This is a genomic window from Solibacillus sp. R5-41 (genome assembly GCF_002736105.1).
Classification (GTDB): Bacteria; Bacillota; Bacilli; order Bacillales_A; family Planococcaceae; genus Solibacillus.
The window spans coordinates 627,944-647,905 of sequence record NZ_CP024123.1 but is presented as its reverse complement, the minus strand read 5'-3'; the positions used below and the strand labels follow the sequence as shown (position 1 = coordinate 647,905).

At 37.2% G+C, this 19,962-nt stretch carries 14 protein-coding genes and 1 pseudogene; 7 read left to right on the top strand and 8 right to left on the bottom strand.

Annotated features, from left to right (window positions below; translation table 11 throughout):
* Window positions 1-267: 267 nt before the first annotated feature.
* From CSE16_RS02940 to CSE16_RS02925, 4 genes and pseudogenes are all read right to left on the bottom strand, one after another.
* Window positions 268-1,110 (bottom strand): DegV family protein, encoded by an 843-nt coding sequence (locus tag CSE16_RS02940; RefSeq protein WP_099422495.1) that lies wholly within the window; start codon window positions 1,108-1,110, stop codon window positions 268-270.
* A gap of 155 nt (window positions 1,111-1,265) precedes the next feature.
* Window positions 1,266-1,751, bottom strand: coding sequence for a nuclear transport factor 2 family protein (locus CSE16_RS02935; protein WP_099422494.1), 486 nt, complete (start codon window positions 1,749-1,751; stop codon window positions 1,266-1,268).
* 454 nt (window positions 1,752-2,205) lie between these two features.
* Window positions 2,206-2,881 (bottom strand): annotated as a pseudogene (locus CSE16_RS02930) (response regulator).
* Window positions 2,882-3,044: 163 nt separating this feature from the next.
* Complete coding sequence (locus tag CSE16_RS02925; protein ID WP_099422493.1) at window positions 3,045-4,211, bottom strand: sensor histidine kinase; 1,167 nt, start codon at window positions 4,209-4,211, stop codon at window positions 3,045-3,047.
* A gap of 273 nt (window positions 4,212-4,484) precedes the next feature.
* Between CSE16_RS02925 and CSE16_RS02920 the strand changes: the two genes are divergently transcribed.
* Both CSE16_RS02920 and CSE16_RS02915 read left to right on the top strand, forming a co-directional pair.
* On the top strand, window positions 4,485-5,120 hold the full coding sequence (locus CSE16_RS02920) for a YigZ family protein (protein ID WP_099422492.1): 636 nt from the start codon (window positions 4,485-4,487) through the stop codon (window positions 5,118-5,120).
* Window positions 5,121-5,545: 425 nt separating this feature from the next.
* Entirely contained in the window at window positions 5,546-6,610 is a 1,065-nt protein-coding gene (locus CSE16_RS02915; protein WP_099422491.1) for an LCP family protein, read from the top strand.
* A 155-nt stretch (window positions 6,611-6,765) separates the two neighbouring features.
* On the opposite strand, the gene CSE16_RS02910 is transcribed toward CSE16_RS02915, so the two are convergent.
* A complete protein-coding gene (locus CSE16_RS02910) occupies window positions 6,766-7,821 on the bottom strand; it encodes a glycosyltransferase family 4 protein (protein WP_099422490.1) in 1,056 nt (351 codons plus the stop codon).
* A gap of 325 nt (window positions 7,822-8,146) precedes the next feature.
* Here CSE16_RS02910 and secA2 point away from each other — a divergent pair, with 325 nt between their 5' ends.
* Window positions 8,147-10,507, top strand: a complete 2,361-nt coding sequence (gene secA2 / locus CSE16_RS02905) for an accessory Sec system translocase SecA2 (RefSeq protein WP_099422489.1) — start codon at window positions 8,147-8,149, stop codon at window positions 10,505-10,507.
* A gap of 3 nt (window positions 10,508-10,510) precedes the next feature.
* Entirely contained in the window at window positions 10,511-11,416 is a 906-nt protein-coding gene (locus CSE16_RS02900) for an accessory Sec system S-layer assembly protein (RefSeq protein ID WP_099422488.1), read from the top strand.
* A gap of 336 nt (window positions 11,417-11,752) precedes the next feature.
* Here the strand turns inward: CSE16_RS02900 and CSE16_RS02895 are convergent, their stop codons facing one another.
* Together CSE16_RS02895 and CSE16_RS02890 are read right to left on the bottom strand one after the other, a co-directional pair.
* Window positions 11,753-12,295, bottom strand: a complete 543-nt coding sequence (locus CSE16_RS02895) for a C40 family peptidase (RefSeq protein ID WP_099422487.1) — start codon at window positions 12,293-12,295, stop codon at window positions 11,753-11,755.
* Between the two features lie 445 nt (window positions 12,296-12,740).
* Window positions 12,741-13,673 (bottom strand): C40 family peptidase, encoded by a 933-nt coding sequence (locus tag CSE16_RS02890; RefSeq protein WP_253896155.1) that lies wholly within the window; start codon window positions 13,671-13,673, stop codon window positions 12,741-12,743.
* A 297-nt stretch (window positions 13,674-13,970) separates the two neighbouring features.
* On the opposite strand from CSE16_RS02890, the gene brnQ reads away from it, so the two are divergent.
* Window positions 13,971-15,290, top strand: coding sequence for a branched-chain amino acid transport system II carrier protein (gene brnQ, locus CSE16_RS02885; RefSeq protein ID WP_099422485.1), 1,320 nt, complete (start codon window positions 13,971-13,973; stop codon window positions 15,288-15,290).
* A gap of 195 nt (window positions 15,291-15,485) precedes the next feature.
* Complete coding sequence (locus CSE16_RS02880; protein WP_099422484.1) at window positions 15,486-16,859, top strand: S41 family peptidase; 1,374 nt, start codon at window positions 15,486-15,488, stop codon at window positions 16,857-16,859.
* A 46-nt stretch (window positions 16,860-16,905) separates the two neighbouring features.
* Here the strand turns inward: CSE16_RS02880 and CSE16_RS02875 are convergent, their stop codons facing one another.
* The gene (locus CSE16_RS02875; RefSeq protein WP_099422483.1) at window positions 16,906-17,499 is read right to left on the bottom strand and encodes a TetR/AcrR family transcriptional regulator; all 594 of its coding nucleotides are present in this window, start codon (window positions 17,497-17,499) and stop codon (window positions 16,906-16,908) included.
* Between the two features lie 356 nt (window positions 17,500-17,855).
* On the opposite strand from CSE16_RS02875, the gene CSE16_RS02870 reads away from it, so the two are divergent.
* Window positions 17,856-19,886 (top strand): S-layer homology domain-containing protein, encoded by a 2,031-nt coding sequence (locus CSE16_RS02870; RefSeq protein WP_099422482.1) that lies wholly within the window; start codon window positions 17,856-17,858, stop codon window positions 19,884-19,886.
* Window positions 19,887-19,962 lie beyond the last annotated feature (76 nt).

The window sequence follows — 19,962 nt, the reverse complement described above, 5'->3', positions numbered from 1 at the left end:
TAAAATGGTTGGAAATGTCTATTAATATTGCGAAATTGTCTATTAAATCAGTGATTGTCTATTAACTACATAAAATTGGGGTCGTTAACGGTCGTGGTTTGGCTATTAATGACTGTAAATTGTCTATAAATGGAGGCCGATTGTCCATTAACGCATGATAATTGTCTATTATTCAGGATTACCAGGATAAAGCCTTCAAAATCGCGAGTTATCTAGGTTGAAAAAACAGCCACTACATTTCATTGTAGTGACTGCTGTTCATTTCTATTATTTCTTTAACCAACCTAAAGCAAGGGCACCTTCACCTAAATGCGTCCCGATTACTGGTCCGAAATAGCTTAACGTGAAGTCAACGGAAGGATAGCTTTTCGCTAAAGTTTCCATCCATTCACGCGCTTCTGCTTCACAATTACCATGAATAACCGTTGCCTGTAATGCACCATGTTTTTCGATTGCTAAAATGAGCTGATCTTCTACTTTTCGTAATGCTTTTTTGCGTGTACGAATTTTTTCGAATGGAACAATCACTTTGTCTTGGAAGTGAAGGATTGGCTTTACTTGAAGTAAACCGCCGATTAATGCTGCCGCCGCCGAAAGTCTTCCGCCGCGCTGCAAATGGCCTAAGTCATCTACAATAAAGTAAGCGCCCATCGTCTTTTTTAACTCTTCTAAATGCGCCATAATTTTTTGCCCTGATGCGCCTTGTGCAGCAAGCTTAGCGGCCTCTTTTACATAAAACCCTTGTACATAACAAGCAATTTCTGTATCAAAAGCGTGAACATTGATGTTTTCTACCATATCACCGGCTTGTACTGCACCTTGATAAGTACCACTAATCCCACTGGATAAATGCAGTGTTACGACCTCATCATAATCTTTTGCTAATGTTTCAAAAATCTCTACAAATTTACCAATCGGTGGCTGCGTCGTTTTCGGAAACTCTTTTGCACCGCGCACACGATCATAAAACTCTGAAGCTGTAATCGATATTTCTTCATCATAAACTGTACCCTCAATATTTACACCCAATGGAATCATATGAACATTATATTGTTGGCGTTCTTCTTTAGTTAAATATGCTGTACTATCTGTAACAACCGCAGTCTTCATTACTCTCCCACTCTCCTATGTTCACTATCTTACCGTATGTCTATAAAATTGTGAATGAAAATATGCGTAGCCATTCTTGATTATTTTCATCCCAAATTTATTTTGCTATATGAAAAAAACATCTTGCATGAAACATACAAGACGCCTGTCAATTTTTATTCATTACCAATATAGTAAATACTTGAAACTTTCCATTGATCTTCTTTTACAAAAACCGTTACTTGTCGGCCATCACCCGCTAATTCAGCACCTGTTTTTAATTCTTTTGTTTGTGTTTTTAAGGTAGAAAAAACTTGTGCCTCTCCCTCTTTATATTTCACAATCGTCACATCTTCCGCTACACGATTGACATCATATTGTTTAAAGACTTCCGTTATTGCCTGAATATCGTCCTCATATTTAAAGCCTTCTGCATTTTTAGAAATAATGTTTTTATAACGTTCTAAATCCTTTTCATTAAAAGCTGCGATATAATCTTCAAAAGCTGATAGTATTTCAATTTTTTCTTGTTCCGGAACATCCGATGCTTCTTGAATCGTGTCCCCTAATATTTCAAAGCCAACTGTTTCGTCTTCTATTTCTTCATTCCCACATGCCGTGAGTACAAGTAGTGATATTACTGCTATAAACCATTTTTTCATAGATGTATAACCCTCCTGGAAAACATTTTAGCATAGAATTATCAAAAATCCTATGTGATCAAATAAGCCTTGGCGGAATTGCGTCCAGTGGGTATTTGAACATCCACTGAATAAAGATATAAGGACTTGTGTGTAGACAGAAATATATGACGAACTTTTTTAGAATGTGTTTCCTTAATGGATGGAAAATTAATATTTTTATCTAAAAGCCCCCATTTCAAAAGTCTACTGTCCCTTATTTTTGTGAATTTTCGCAGAGCTCTGTGTGAAATGTTGTTCTATCCGTCACATTTGGTATTCTATCCATCACCTATCTAATTCTATCTGTTTGCCCATAAGTACTACTGATATTTTCCGCCCGAACAACAAAAAACCAGTAAACAAACGACAATTCGTCCATCTACTGGTTAATTATTTTCATGCCTTCTTATTTTAAGTTGGCTATTTTCTAAAATTATCGTACTTCTACCCAGCCGTTTTTGATCGCTGTCACAACGGCTTGTGTACGGTCATTTACGTTCATTTTTTGTAAAATGCTTGAAACATGGTTTTTAACCGTTTTTTCAGAGATGAATAATGTTTCACCAATTGTACGGTTTGATTGACCATCTGTTAATAATTGCAATACTTCACATTCACGCTTAGTTAGTAAGTGGAATGGACGGCGAATTTCTGTTTGGTGGAAATTCCCTTTATTTTCATGCTCAGATAAGCGGCGGAATTCTGCAACTAAGTTTTTCGTTACTTTCGGATGTAAATAAGAACCTCCGTTTGAAACCACCTTAATTGCATCAACGATTTCATCTGCATCCATTTCTTTTAACATATAACCTAATGCACCTGATTTTAATGCATGTGTTACATACGATTCATCGTCATGGATGGAAAGAACCATTACTTTCGCGTCTGGAAATTCGCTCACTAAATCAGCTGTTGCTTCTACCCCATTTTTTCTAGGCATATTAATATCCATCAGTACAAACATCTGGTAAATTATTAGCGTATAGGCTTACTACATCCGAGCCATCATCGCCCTCTGCTACTACCTCAAACGAATCCTCAAAATCTAAAATTCGCTTAACGCCTTCACGGAATAATTGGTGATCATCCACAATTATAATTTTCGTCATTTTTCTACCTCCTTGATTTCTCATTGCTTGGTTTCCATTTATCAAATATGCCTCGGCATAATTGCGTCAGGATTTTGAATTGTGCTTGCACAATTGACTCCTTTCAAAATCCTTCATCCGCCGGGTGCTTTATCTTAATTCAGTCGGCGTTTAGGCGACTGAATTAAGATAAGATTCCTTCATTATTATTTGGGTAGGGAACTTTGAATATGATCAATGTTCCGTTACCAACTGAGCTATTAATCTCAATAGATCCTTTTAATAAATCAATCCGCTCTCTCATCCCAAGAATCCCAAACGAATCTTCTTTCACATCTTCCATATTAAAGCCACTGCCATCGTCTTTGACAACGATATTAATATGGTTGCGTAGCCACTCAAGTTTTACCGTAATGACACGAGGGTTAGCATGCTTTAAAGCATTATTCACACTCTCTTGAACTAATCGGAAAATGGAGACCTCATAATTTGAGGAAATTCGATGTTCATTGTTATACGATACAAATTGTATATCGACCTCTGGATTATATTCCATAACAGTAGATAAATATTTTTTCAATGTTGGGACGATGCCCAAATCATCAAGTGCCATTGGTCGTAAATCATAAATAATCCGTCTTACCTCGTATAAAGCATTGCGGACATTCATTTTTAAATCGCTCAGTTCTTGAAGTGCGGCGTCTATTCCTTTTTCACGGTAAGTACGGTCGATTAAGTTGGAACGCATCAAAACATTCGCCATCATTTGCGCTGGACCGTCATGAATTTCTCGAGATAAACGCTTCCGTTCTTCCTCTTGAGCTGCAATAATACGAATCCCAAAATCTTGCTTAATTTTCGCTTGCTCTAATGCTGCACTAACATCTTTTAAATCGGTCGTCAAATAATTAATTACTACATTTACTTGATTTACAATGTGGTCCGCTCGTTCAATCGTATCATAAAGTGCTTTCATACGTCTTTCTAAATCGTCACGTTTATTTCTTAATTGCCCTTCACGTTCACGACAAAGCAATACTTCCAAATGTATTTTATTCGTATTTTCATAGGCCACTCGTACTTGTTCTTCTGTTTGATCATTGAAAGTTTTGCTGACAATCGCAAGTCGTTGGCGAGATATTTGCAACATTTTTTCTAAATTATCACTTTCATCAATTAGTATACTAATTTCTTTTCGGACAATTTCGAGCTCGTTTTGCATATTTTCGAAGTTCCTACGACTTTGTTCGCTTATAATAAAAATATCATCTTTAGAATTAGTAATGGTTTCTAACATTCGATTAAAAATTACATCCAGCGAGGCTATATCGATTTTATCATTCGGAAACAATGCTTTTCCCACCCTCATACTATTGAATGTTTATCAATAACACCTCAACGAACTCTAGTCTAGATTTTGTCTAGCACGCTTGAAAAAGCTCCTTTTAAAAATCTATGACCTCCGCCGGGGCGCTAACTTGTTCCTTGCTGAAACAAGTTAACTCTATCTTTTTATTCAATTTATACTATAATACTTAACTATTATAACATTATTAAAACATTTTTTAAGTTATTTTGTAACTACAAATTAAGTCATTTCATGTAAATTAAAGGAGATTTCATAATGAGAAATAACTATTTTACTGTCAAAGGCTATGGTGAGTCTGAAATAATCATCTCAAAGTCACGTTTTATCACCTATATTGACCGTGCTGAAACTGAGGAAGAAGCACTTCTTTTTATCGACAAAATAAAGAAACTTCACGCAAATGCAACTCATAATTGCTCATGCTATATGATTGGAGAGCACGACCACATCCAAAAGGCCAATGACGATGGGGAACCTAGTGGCACAGCCGGCGTTCCTATGTTAGAAGTACTAAAAAAACAAGGTCTTAAAGATACAGTTGTTGTTGTTACACGTTATTTTGGCGGGATTAAGCTCGGTGGGGGTGGCCTCATCCGTGCCTATGGAAAAGCGACAACAGAGGGAATTATTGCGTCACAAGTCGTAGAACGAAAATTGCATTATTTAATGAAAGTCACAATTGATTATGGTTGGCTTGGCAAAGTCGAAAATGAAATTCGTGACTCTCACTACAGCTTGCAAACGATTGATTATGCCGAAAATGTTGAAATTTTTGTTTTTGTGTTGAAAGAAGAGGAAGAAAAATTTATCGAATGGATGACGGAGCTCACAAACGGTCAAGCTTCGACAACTCGTGGAGATGCACAATTTATCGAGTTTCTTCGAGGTTAATAGACATCTTTTAATTTACGTTCAAAGTTCCTAGTAGTATAATATATTAGATTGCAAATTTACAGATTAATCAATTACGCCTCGGCGTAATTGCGTCCAGATTTTTTTCGAGCTTGCTCTAAAAACTCCTTTAAAAATCTGCGACATCAACCGGGGGCTTTGGGCCAACAGGACGTTGGTCACTCAAGCGTTGCCGCAGGACGCGGGTCAACACGACGTTGATCACAAAGGCGTTGTCACAGGACGTGACGTTTTAGCCTTTGCTTATCCAGAGTTCCACTATTCAGCCGGGGTTTGAACCCCCACTGAATTATAGCCATACTTGGTATTCATTCCCCACTTATAGAAGTGGAGGACTTCTGCTGAAGCAAGTTAATTACTCAATTATAGATATACTATTATTCCTAAACTAGAGGAGAATCAATATGAAAAGTAAACATAAAAAAGCAAAAGGTTCATCAAAACTTTCGCTTATTTTAAAAGTTTCACTAATCCTAGCATCATCGTTCCTTATTTGCGCGGCCACTTATGGGATGTATTTAACAAAAAAAGCTGAGCATGCTGCAGACAGTGCCTTTGAAAAAATTGATCAACGTGAAATTCCAGAGCATCGTGAAGTAAAAGTAGAGCCTGCCCAAGATAATGTTTCCATTTTATTTTTAGGTGTTGATGACAGTGAAAAACGCGGACAAGGTGCAGAACATTCTCGTTCAGATGCACTGTTACTTGCTACATTAAATAACAAAACAAAAACGGTGAAACTTTTAAGTATTCCCCGTGACTCGTACGTCTACATTCCACATGTAGGTTATCGTGATAAAATTAACCACGCCCATGCTTACGGCGGTACGTTAGCAACAATTGAAACAGTTGAGCAATTATTCGATATTCCAGTCGATTATTATGTACGTATGAATTTCCATGCATTTATCGATGTCGTGGATGCTTTAGGTGGGATCGAAGTAGAAGTTCCATATAAACTGAATGAGCTAGATGAGTTCGATAAGCGTACGGTTAAGTTAGAGGCAGGATTACAAACATTAAATGGTAGTGAAGCACTTGCTCTAGCTCGTACACGTAAGTTAGATAGCGATATTGAACGTGGTAAACGTCAGCAAGAAATCATTAAAGCAATTGCATCAAAAGCGGCATCATTTACTTCCATTACAAAATATGATGCGATACTTGAGGCAGTCGGCAACAATATGAAAACGGACATGACCTTTGATGAAATGAAATCATTCTTTAGCTACTTATCAAACGGTATGCCACGCATCGATACATTAACATTAGAAGGCTACGATGATATGTCAACAGGGGTTTATTATTACAAACTCAAGGACGAATCGTTAGAAGAAACGAAAAACATTTTACAAAGTCATCTTGGTTTAATCCCTGATTCAACAGAGCTTTCAGATAATAATTCTAATTCTTCATCAGATGTTGAACACACACAAACCGAACATAATTCAAATAACAGCGTACAATAATGAAATGAAAAACACCCTAAAGAAAAGTCTTTATTAGTCCAATCTTTAGGGTATTTTTTTTTGGAAGCGCGTGGGGAATTTACTTCATCCCCACTGATTGTTAGCTTTTACGAAATTAAAAACCGCTCACGTAGTAAAATGTGAGCGGTTTTTCGTTATTTATTAAAGATTCTTACTAAATTTAATAAAGGTTTATAATTTTTACCTGCTAGTCCAATAATTTCTACAAATAACTCAATTGCTACGAGCAATACTGTAATAATGAGGATTGCACCCCAAACACTCGACATTGAGAAGATGATCGAAACTAAACCGAACATCCCTGCCATTGCGTAAATTAATAATACAACTTGGCGATGCGAGAATCCTAAATCTAATAAACGGTGATGTAAATGTGATTTATCTGGATCCGACCATTTTTGCTTCATTCGGAATCGACGTACAATCGCAAAGAATGTATCCGAAATTGGAACACCTAACATAATCACTGGGATAACAAAAGCAATAACCGTAACGTTCTTAAATCCTAAAAGGGCTAATACTGAAATCATAAATCCTAAAAATAGCGCGCCTGTGTCCCCCATGAAAATTTTCGCTGGGTGGAAATTGAAAAATAAAAAACCAATTGTTGCCGCAGCTAAAATGGCCGCCATCGCAATTACAATTCCATTCCCCAAAAGCATGGCAGTTACTGCTAATGTTATTAACGCAATTGTCGAAACACCTGCTGCAAGACCATCTAAACCATCGATCAAGTTAATCGCATTCGTAATGCCGATAATCCAAACAATCGTCAAAGGAATGCCTAACCATCCAAATGTTAATTCCCCACCGAATGGCAGGTTAATCTCCTGAATGTGAATCCCCCCGCCAAATACAACGATACACGCAGCAACAATTTGCCCAAGTAGCTTTGCCTTTGCAGAAATTTCACGCATATCATCTATAACACCCGTCAATACAATGATTGATGCGGCAATTAAAATCGCATATAAATAATCACTTTGAAAATCCGTCACAACTTTTAATAAAATAATTCCGATCATAAACGCACCGTAAATTGCCAGTCCACCAAGGCGCGGCATTATACGTGCATGTACTTTTCGATAGTTTGGCGCATCCACTGCACCGATACGAATAGCTAAACGCTTCACAAGCGGAGTAAGTAAAATGGACGCTAAAAACGCCACGATTAAAGACACATAAATCATGTCTATCCTCCTTAAAATAAATAGTTTTAACTTCTTCCGGCCAATACCGGACACAATTATACAGAGGCATAATTGATGAAATCTACATTTGTATTCAACATAAGTATACCATGTCCTATAAATAAAATATAGAAATAAAATCCGCATTTATCTCGCCGCTTAGAAAACGAGGAGATTTCTGCTGGAATAATTTAAAAAAATCTACACCTATTTCCTACACTTTCTTATATTTCCCTAACGTCTGGTGGTCTTTCTAGACAAAGTTTGATAAAATAATCTAGTGTCTACTAAATGAAAGTAGGCCATTTTAAAGGAGCGTAAAATCATGTTCTCAATTTTTAAACGCAATCAAGAGCAAACGAGTGCTCGAGAGCTAAAGAAATACTACAAAACTGTTGAACAAATTAATAAACTAGAAGCGATTTATAGTCCGATGTCGGATGAAGAGCTTCAAAATATGACATTTCAATTTAAAGAACGTATAGAAAAAGGTGAAGAACTGACAGCCATAATCCCTGATGCATTTGCTGTTGTTCGCGAAGCCTCAAAACGTGTCTTAAACATGCGCCATTTTGATGTGCAATTAATCGGGGGGCTTGTCCTAGTAGAAGGAAATATCGCTGAAATGCCTACAGGTGAAGGGAAAACATTAGTTGCCTCTCTTCCATCTTACGTCCGAGCATTAGAAGGTAAAGGCGTTCACGTTATTACGGTAAATGATTATTTAGCGAAACGTGACTTCGAGCAAATTGGACAAATTCATCGTTTCCTCGGCCTTACTGTTGGGTTAAACGTTCCTATGATGGAGCCGGATGCTAAAAAAGAAGCGTACAATGCAGATATTACGTACGGTGTCGGAACGGAATTTGGTTTTGATTATTTACGTGATAATATGGCATACACAATTGCTGATAAAGTACAGCGTCCATACCACTTTGCTATCATTGATGAAGTCGACTCGGTCTTAATCGACGAGGCGAAAACACCATTAATTATCGCTGGTAAAATGGGGGCAAATGAAGAGCTACACCGCATTGCAGCTATGCTTGCGAAGCGCTTCAAAATGGAAGAAGACTATGATTTTGATGACGAAACAAAAGCGACTTCCCTAACGGATCAAGGAATCGAAAAGGTTGAAGCTGCATTTGGTATCGATAATTTATACGATCTTGATCACCAAACGCTTTATCATTACGTCATCCAAGCAGTACGTGCACATGTAATGTTTGAGCTTGATGTGGATTACATCGTTCGTGACGATAAAGTTGAGCTTGTGGATATGTTCACTGGACGCATTATGGAAGGTCGTTCCCTTTCTGATGGCTTACACCAAGCGATTGAAGCGAAAGAAAACGTAACGATTACAGAAGAAAATAAAGCACAAGCACAAATTACGATTCAAAACTATTTCCGTATGTACCCGAAATTATCAGGGATGACAGGTACTGCGAAAACGCAAGAAAAGGAAATTTTAGAAGTTTACGGGATGTCCGTTATTCAAATTCCGACGAATCGTCCACGCAAACGTATTGACCAAACAGATTTAGTCTTTGAAACAACGGATCAAAAATACGAACATGTTGTACAAGAAGTTATACGTCGACATGAAAAAGGCCAGCCTGTCTTAATCGGGACAACTTCTATTTTACAATCTGAAAAAGTGGCAAGCTATTTAAAGAAACATAACTTAGATTTCCAGCTCCTAAATGCGAAAACGGTTGAGCAGGAAGTTGAATTAATTTCACAAGCGGGACAAAGAAATCGTATTACAGTTGCGACAAATATGGCCGGACGTGGTACCGATATCGTTTTAGGCGATGGCGTTGAAGACTTAGGTGGCTTATATGTACTTGGAACAGAAAAGCATGAAAGTCGTCGTGTCGATAATCAGTTGCGCGGTCGTTCTGGTCGTCAAGGTGACCATGGTGAAAGTCAATTCGTCCTTTCTCTTGAAGATGATATGATCAAACGTTTCGCCAAAGAAGAGGTAGAAAAATTCCGTAAAAAAATGACGACAAACGTTGTTGGTCGTATTGAAAACAAAGAGGTCCTTGAGCTAATTAACCGTACACAACGTATTGTGGAAGGTTCACACCTTGCTATGCGTGAATACAATTTAAAGCTGGATGACGTCATTAATGACCAACGCCGCATCGTTTATGACTTACGCGATATCATTTTAAGAAACGAAGATATTCTTCCACTACTAGTTCGAATGATGTATGAAACAATTGACTTTGCGGTTCGAGATAACGCACCCGAGGACAAAAATGTTTCTGAATGGGATTTCGATAAGATGGAAAGAACAGTCAACTCATTATTTTTAACGCCTGTTACGATTGACCGCGATGAAACAAAAGTTACGAAGCTATTAGATGCTGTTGACCCTTCTGTAAAAGAGTTAAAAGCAGTTGTCGAAAGCTTTGCGGACAACGAACAAATGATGGCGGCTATTCCTCAAGTCATGCTTGGTTTCATTAATAATATGTGGGTAAAACATTTAGAACAAATGTCCCACTTAAAAGAAGGCATCGGCTTGCGTCACTATCAACAAGAAGATCCAATGCGTATTTACCAACGCGAAGGATTAGAACTATTCGGGAAAAACTATCAAGAACTTCGTCGTGGTATTGTAGAAGAGCTTGTCACATTTATGAAAAACTTAAAGATGAACGTGGAGGAATAAAACATGGGTTTATTTGATTTATTTAAAAAAGGCGATAAAGTCGGCAAAGATAGCGCAATCGATTCGAAATCAATTATACAAACTAAAGGAAATGCTTCTAAAAATGATGCAAACCGTGATGTTGTTACAAAACTTTCTTATCACCCAGAATGGAACGTGCCACAAGAGCAGCAATATGTATTTAACTTCTTAGCAAATGATTTAGCACCTTTAAAGCCAAATCAATTATCATTATCTGCCATTAATATTGAACCAAACCCTGTAAACGGTAGCTGGAGCGTAAAGGCCTTTTTCCGTTCTTCTTTATCAGAGGCGATCGAGCTTGGAGATATCGAGCTTTTAATTTTAGACAAGGACGATAATCGTTTAGCTTCTCACTATTTTAACTTTAAAGATTTAGGCGTTATCCCAGCTGAAAGTGCGCGTCCATGGATTTTCACTTTCCCAACAGCTTCAATTACAGCGGAAGAGATGCCTGAAGAAGGATGGAAAATCTCATTCAACCTTTTATCATTACGCGGCCATCAGTTAGATCTTGATGAAACTTGGCAAAAACAACTGCCAAAAGAAGAACAAGAGAAATTAGCTGATATCGTAAAAACTTTACCGAAGCTAGGGAAAACAGAAGTAAACTTCACTGGCTTACAGGCGAAATTAAATAATGATAAGAGCTTGAATGCTTCTATTTTCATCCGTAATGGTCATGACAAAGCGATTAACTTAGAGCAGCTACCACTTGAAATTGTTGATGCTCGTGGTGTTGTTGTTGCAAATGGTTCATTTAAGCTTGACCCGGTATTATCTGTACAACCTAATACAACGAAGCCTTGGACATTCATTTTCCCAGCTGATTTAGTGAATGTGAAAGGTATTGATTTATCACGTTGGACGGCTCGTGTACCTCAATAGAATTTCAATAAAGTGCAAAACCCCCATCATTTGTTTAGAATGATGGGGGTTTTGTTTATTAGTTAGTGTATCTGCGCTGATTTTTACGGCGATCCGACAGAATGGCTATTCTATTCTTCACTTTCGATTTTCTATCCACCACTTTACATTTTCTTTTTATCTGAACAATAAATCTCCAATATACATAACAATTTATATGGAAATCCCATTTACCTATGCGAATGCAATTTGGGTTCGGTATAAACTTTCCTTCCCTCCTACAATCAAAAAAATCCCCCAGCCTATTTTAATAATAGACTGGAAGATTGGGCTGGAGTGTGTATTGTGCTATGTATATTATTCGCCCTCTGGAGTGTTATCCACTTCACTTCCATCATCCGCTAAATCTACGCCTGGAGAGAAGTTTGCAATGCGTTTTGCACCTACATATTTGTTACCCCAATATGCTTTATCATTGATGCTTGTTTTGACAACGCCCTTGCTCGTTGAAGCGTGAATGAAATTACCAGAGCCGATATAAATTCCTACGTGTGAAACACCTTTACCTGATGTATTAAAAAATACTAAGTCGCCTGTTTGCAAGTCGCTCTTCTTAACAGCTGTACCTTGTCCGTACATGCCTGAAGAAGTACGATCTAAAGATGTAATACCTACCTCTTTAAATACTTGGCGTACATAGCCTGAGCAATCGAAACCATTTGAACTTGAGCCACCATATGAATAGCGTACACCTAAATATTTTGTTGATACTGATTTTAACTCATCAACTGAGTATGCTGCTGATGCAGAAGCTTTGTTTTCATCTACTGGAGCGAAGAAAAGGACAAATGCTGCAGCCAAAGTAAGTAATGTGTTACGTATTATTTTAAGATGATTCATCGTGTTCCCCCAATATTGAAAATAATTTTCTGAAAACTTAACTATTTTTAGGTTAACACGCGATTCTACACTGTAACATTACATTTGTGTAACAATACGGTTACGCGAACATTTTAATGTAATAATTTTCAATCCGTTACATATACCCACTGTTTACGCTTTTTAAACCATTTTTTCTCCAAATTTATTTCGTTTTATTTGTAATATTAGTACCGCATTTCGCGATTTTTGTAACATTTGTAATATTACGCAGTGCTAAGGGGGGATAAAATTTCTGTGTTGCGAGCTTTCTTATGTGTATTCTAATACAATTTTGACTAGTTAGACTGACCGGAGCACACGAGGTAATACTTTAGACCAATAAGACAGGACGCAATTTGAATCCCACTAAAATAAAAAAAGATACATAGCCCCTCGATATCGGAGCTATGTATCTTTTAATAGATTACTGTACGTTATTTAGGCGTTTGAAGGCGACAAAGCGTTCGGCCCAATATTTTGTTTTTAAATTGGCAACAGTGACCCCTTGAGATCCAGCGTGAATAAATTCATCATTCCCAATATAAATACCCATGTGTGAAATATTCGGGATAATTGTATTTTTAAAGAACACTAAATCCCCCGGCACCGGTACTTTTACCTTTGTCGTATCTTGTTGGAAATACATTAAACTACTTTTACGTGTCATTGTTATTCCTGCTTGTTGATACGCATAGTTAACAAATCCACTGCAATCAAAGCCTTCCATCGTATTCCCGCCAAAAACATACGGAACCCCTAGCGACAGATTAGCAGTCATTAATACTTGATTGTACATTTGCTCTGAAGCAGAAGTGATCGTTGCAATGATTTCCTGTTCACTTCCTAACTGCTTGGCAATCGCTTCATCTGCGGTTTCTTTAAAATCAATGACTTCCTCAACATCCTCAACTTCATCTACATTCACTTCATCTTTAGCCGATACCTGCTGAATTTTTAACTTTTGTCCTACTTTAATCGCATCTGAATCTAATGAGTTCCACTTTTTCACATCAGAAACGGTCGCGCTATATTTCTTAGCAATATTCGTTAAATTATCACCTTTTGCAACGGTATAATATTGCGTTTTATTTGCAATTGGTTTATTTACTTTATCTACTGGGTTTGACGGTACTTTATCGAGCGTTGCAACAATTAATTTTTGTTCCAAGAAAATGCTGTCATTAGATAATTTATTCCATTGTTTCAACTGTTGGACTGTCGTATTATGAGCTGTTGCAATTTTTGTTAAGTTATCACCCTTTTGCACGGTATATGTAGCTGCGTCGACATGAGAAGCAACCAAAAATACAGATGTAAATAGTGCGCCTGATAGTAGTGTTTTCCATTTATTTTGCATGATGATAGCTCCTTACTATTATGTAAATTATTTTTTCTATACCTATTTTACCGAAGAATACTGCATTAACACAACATGCCATAAGGTATATTCCACAATAAAATTTGTATTAATAGTGAATTTTCTATCAATTATTAAGATATTAATAGCATTTATATCTGAAATCCCAATATTTGTTATCGAAAAATAATATAACACCTTTCACTTTTAGTATTTATATGATAGTATAATCTATTGTGATAAGGTTTAAATTTTTTGAAAGTTTTAATTTTTCGAACTAAAAGGAGTTTTATCGAAATGAAGAGCAATACGAGCTTTTTCCGTGACAATATTGCGGTTGGATTTATGTTATTCGCTTTATTTTTAGGAGCCGGTAACATCATATTCCCACCACTTTTAGGTCAAATGGCCGGAGAAAATATTTTTGTATCCATGGTTGGTTTTTTAATCACAGGGGTTGGATTACCTCTTTTAGGGATCATTTCTGTAGCAAAAAATGGAGGCGACTTGGAAGTGTTAGCCGGCCGTGTTAATCCATATTTCGGCATAATATTCACTTCCATTGTTTACTTATCCATTGGACCTTTCTTTGCAATTCCTCGTACAGGCGCTGTTTCTTACTCAATCGGCGTTGCTCCATTCCTTTCAGGAGCTGCACAAGAAAGCTGGATTCCATTATTCATTACAACATTAATTTTCTTCGGAATAACATTTTATTTAGCTTCTAATCCTACGAAGCTTGTTGACCGTGTTGGGAAATTTTTAACGCCTGCCCTACTATTTGTAATTATTTTACTTGTTGCGAAGGCCTTCTTAACACCACTGGGCGAAATTGGCGAGTCACAGGGTGCATACATTAATAACGCATTTGGCGAGTCCTTCATTCAGGGGTATTTAACGATGGACGTGCTGGCGTCACTCGTATTCGGGATCGTTATTGTACAGGCACTTGTATCACGCGGAATTACACAAAAAGCACAGCAAATTAAAATTACGATTTTCGCTGGTATTGTTGCTGCTCTCGGTCTAGCCTTCGTTTATGTTTCACTTGGCTATTTAGGTGTAACTAGTGTCGATACAATTGGCTTCCACAACGATGGTGGTGCGATTCTCTCGTTATCTGCAAAAGCCCTTTTCGGTAGTTTTGGGAGTATTATTTTATCAGCTACGATTATTTTAGCTTGTTTAACGACTTCAGTAGGTTTATTCTCAGCAAACGCAACATTTTTCCATAAAATTTTCCCGAAAATCTCTTACAAAACGTACTTAGTAATTTTCGCGGTATTTAGCTTTGCTGTATCCAACTTTGGATTAGAAGATTTAATCAATATTTCGTTACCCGTATTAGTAGCGATTTATCCGATTGCCATTGTATTAATGATTTTTGCATTGTTTGGTAACCTATTCAATCATGCACCGAGCGTTTATGGCGTTGCACTTATTTTCACTGGTGTTGTTGCTTTATATGATGGCATCAAGCAAACTGGACTAATCATTCCTGCCTATGAAAACTTCCTGTCCATCTTCCCGTTTTATGAACAAGGGATTGCTTGGGTTGTGCCTGCGTTAATCGGTGGTGTGATTGGCTACATTATTCACATCGCAAAACGTAAATAAAACATGAATAGCGTGCTCTTTAAACTGAGCATAAAAGAATACTTACTTGAAAAGGGTGTTGAGTGTATATGACTCAATGCCCTTTTTATTTTTGCACCAAACACATAAAATGTTTATATTGTGATTATTTGTGCAATGGTAGGAAATGACATAGTATAATAAAAGAGATACTAGTCCAAATTTTGAGGTGAAATTATGTTAAAAAAACAGCTTTCAGCATTATTATTTTTCATTTTATTTTTAACGATTCCTTTTACGACACTAGCAAGCCCGTTAGAAGAAGCAAAGCAAACAGTCAAGGATTTATATGTCGGAGATATTCATGGCAATGTCGACAAGGCTACATCTATTGAAGCACTTATGGACATGCTTGATCCCTATTCAACCTACTTCACAAAAGAAGAGTTTGAAGAATACCTTAACGCCATTGAATTAACATCAGTAGGAATTGGGGTAGTACTTGAAAAAAAAGATACAGGTATTTTGATTACCCAATTAATTGAAGGTGGTAGCGCACAGAAATCCGGGCTTGTTGTCGGGGATATGATTACTGCGGTGGATGGTACTTCTACTGTTCCGATGACAATTGACCAAGCGAGCTCCCTCATTAAAGGGAAAGAAAATACAAATGTGACGTTAACGCTTTTAAGTGTGGATGGTACGATTTTAGAAAAGACGCTTGTTCGCAATGCCTTCTCGTTACCAAATGTTACAACGGCATTACTTTATGGCGATGTCGGCTATATTTCTTTAAGTTCTTTTTCAAACGATACGGCTTCCTTAATTTCAAAAGCGATTACGACACTAAAAAAACAAGGAGCGAAGTCGTTTATTTTAGATTTACAAAATAACGGTGGTGGCTATGTTACAGCAGCCGAGCAATTAATCGGGATGTTCCCGAATACGAAAAATGCTTATAAATTGAAAGAATCAACAGGCATTTCCAATGTTCGCGCACTTCAACAAGCGGTGAAATTCCCTTCCAATACGAAAGTACTCATCAACCAGTTAAGCGCAAGTTCTTCTGAAATGACTGCGGCTGCATTACTAGATCAAAAGGCAGCAACTTTATACGGTCAAAAAACGTATGGCAAAGGCTCGATGCAAGCATTTTATGAGATATCCGATGGCGGGATTTTAAAGCTAACGATTGGACATTTCCTTGGTCCAGCGAATACGGTCATTAATAACGTTGGGGTAAAACCAAACATTGTAACAACAGGCAATCCATTGTTCCGGGCACATTATGATGCAATCACTTCAAAGCTTACTAATTACAAAGAACAAGAAGGCCTAAAAAATGTGGACGTGACAAAACCTTTTACAGTGAATTTCTCCAAGCCAGTCGCTGACAAAATTCATATTCCTTCAGTAGAATTGGTGGAGTTAGGCGGTCAAGTCGTTCAAGCAACGATGACAATGGAGCGTAATAAATTAGTTGTCACGCCCGCAAAGCCATTAGTAGCGAAGACGGAATATGCGTTAATTGTTCATCCAAAAAATAAAAACAACAACGGTCAAACATTGCAACAAGGAATTTATTTACCTATCCAAACAGCGAATAAGTAAGAAAAAGACTGCCCAACTCCCTTTTTGAAAGTTGTGGCAGTCTTTTTTATCGTACTAATTTACGTGCGTCTGAAAAATAAATATGTGAAATTTCTTCTGCAAGCTGTTGAGGGTTTGATTTATTTGTCAGTAAATTCGTAAGTGTTAAACGCTCCACTGAACCGACTAAACTTTCCGCCAATACATGCTTATCAACTCGCTGCGTAACATCATAATCTTGGAAATCTGTATCAAAAACATCTACTAAGTTTGTTACAATTCGCTCCTTCAACACCGATGATTGTTCGGCCTCATAGAAACCTATTTTTGTTAAACTTGGATTCTTAACGAAATAATCAAAAATTTGTTTTAAGTGTTCTTGAATGGTGTGAGTTGAGGTGTCATTTGTCATCGTAAGTAAAGGTTGAGTTGAAAAAACTTGGTCTAGACCTTGTTGAAATGTTTCATTTAGATCATTGTATAGCGACTCTTTACTTTGAAAGTACAAATAAAATGTCGGCTGTGTTAAATCGGCCGCCTTGACAATATCACTAATTTTCGTTTGATGATATCCGTTTGTTGAAAAAAGTTCAACTGCCTTTTCCAATAATAATTGTTTACTTCTTTCTCCATTTGAGTTAACTTTGCGTCCTCTTGCCACGTTTCTCCACCCTTATCTCTCTTTTTTAGATGTTTAGTACGTTATTTTTACCAAATATTTCACATTTATTATATAATAATTATCTTTCAAAATAAAGCTATCTGTCATATATATAACATTTTCTCTCAAATTTAGTAGTACATTTATAATATTTGTAAGTATTTTTAAAACTTATAACCCTTTTTCCCTATACGATTTAAAATCCGATTACATACAGACCAAAAATCCCAAACCTAGGGATAATGCTTAAGTATAAGGTTTCATTTCTATTACAATCTGTTTAAGAATGAGATTTTTCCTATTATTCAACTATATAAATTGATAAAATGTTAATAGATTGAAAGGAGTGTGAATTTGTGTTCAAAAAAATATTCGGACTCGCGATCGCAGCAATGCTATTCTTGTCCATTTCAACACAGTCGAAAACGTATGCAAATGATATACAAGGGCATTTAATGGTCCACGAACTTACATATTGGGCAAATTTAGACGTCATTCGCCCAGATGCAAAGGGGAATTACAATCCAAACCGCGCCGTTACTCGTGGGGAATTTGCTTCCTATATTACGCGTGCACTTAATTTACCAGCATCAACTTCACATGTATTTAAAGATTTAAAGCCTGGCGAGGAGCGTACACTTGAAATTCAAGCGGCTGCTGGCTCAAATATTTTAAGTGGCTATCCTGATGGAACTTTCCGACCAAATGAAAAGATTACTCGTCAGCACATGGCAGCACTTTTACAAAGAGCATTAAATTATTCGAAAGTCCCGCTAGAAGGGGCACCGCTTACGTTTAAAGATAACAATAAAATAGGCGACCAATTCAAACCGGCTGTTGCGACAAGTGTATACTACAATATTATTCGTGGTTCACAAACGTCTAAAGGGATTTATTTCGATCCACAAGGTTCTTCAACAATTGCGCACGCTTCTGCATTTTTATATCGGATGAACACAACGATTGAGAAGTACGGTGCAGGGGTAGATGAAGAAGACGGCGATGAAAACGGAACAGAAGTACCACCGCCCCTACCACCGGCAAATTCAAATAGTTATTATATTGGAAAATTGTCAAATGGGGAAATCACAAAAAATCCGACTGTTTACTTTAATTATGAGCAAGCAGAGTCAGCACTAAAAAGCTCTTCCTCACAGCTTATTTTTAAAGGGGATAAAATCGTCAATATGCCAAGCGGAATTGCATCTGCTGCAGACACAGCTGCCAATACTGTTACGATTTATGCAGATAAAGAGTTTAAGAAATCCTTAACATATGCAGTAGAAGGTTCGGAGCTAAAATACTATAGCAACACTGAAAAATATGCGATCGTCCAGCTTGCCGATACGAAGGGCTATGCAAAAATGGATGAGGTGACATTAACACCTACAAGCTTAATTAAAGGGCAAAATACGTATTATGTAGCAGGAGGCTTTTTAACACATAAAACGTACAACCATATAAAACAAGCTTATCACGGGGATTATGTCGTTGGTGAAGCACCAGCCTTTATGAAACCTGGTACTAACTACTATAGCCAAGACGGAGTTAACTTCTATAGCGATGTGTTGTTAACGAAAAAAGTGGGTACACATTACCCGTATTTCCAATTTACTACGTTACGTCAACATTCAAACTATACAGCGGAAGAATTAGATTCGATCATTATGACAATGCTCGCAGAACGCCAAGCAACTGGATTAGCGCGCTATGCAAATGCAACGGTTGAATCTCGTTTAATTGGAATGGGACCATTATTAAAACAAGTCGAGGCTTCTCATAATGTCAATGCGCTCTTCATTTTAGCCGCTTCTATGCATGAGAGCGATTACGGAATTAGTGTCAATTCTTTAGAGAAAAACAATATTTTCGGCATTAAAGTGTATGATTCAGATACGACATTAGGTACTTCTTATCCAAGCCGTGATGATAGTGTGATGGCGTTTTTAAATCAATATGTCAATTTAAACTATGCACCACAATCAGGTAAGTTTGCAAAAGGCGCGGCTCCTGGTAATAAAACAGCAGGAATGAACGTTCACTATGCATCTGATCCGTTTTGGGGCAGTAAAATTGCTGGGCATATGTACCGCATGGACAGTCGTTTCGGTCAAAAAGATTTCAACCAAGTAAAACGTGCCTTCGTTGCAAATAATGGGGATTTAGTCAATGCGCGTGCAGAAGCGTCAGCAACTTCTACTAAAGTATTTACGTATCAGCCAAAAAATGTTGGCGAGACAGCCGTATTTGGATATCCTGTTGCCATTGTAGAGGAAATGACAGGCGATGATGGCTACGTATGGTACAAGCTTTTATCAGACGAAGTTCCACCATCACAATACGTTTGGGTTCGCTCAGATTTAGTGAAAGTAATTCCGAACAACTAATATTAGACGGTTTAACATTGAATTATTCGTGAATTTTTAATAAAAACCCAAAAAACCTGAGCCACCATTTGGGACT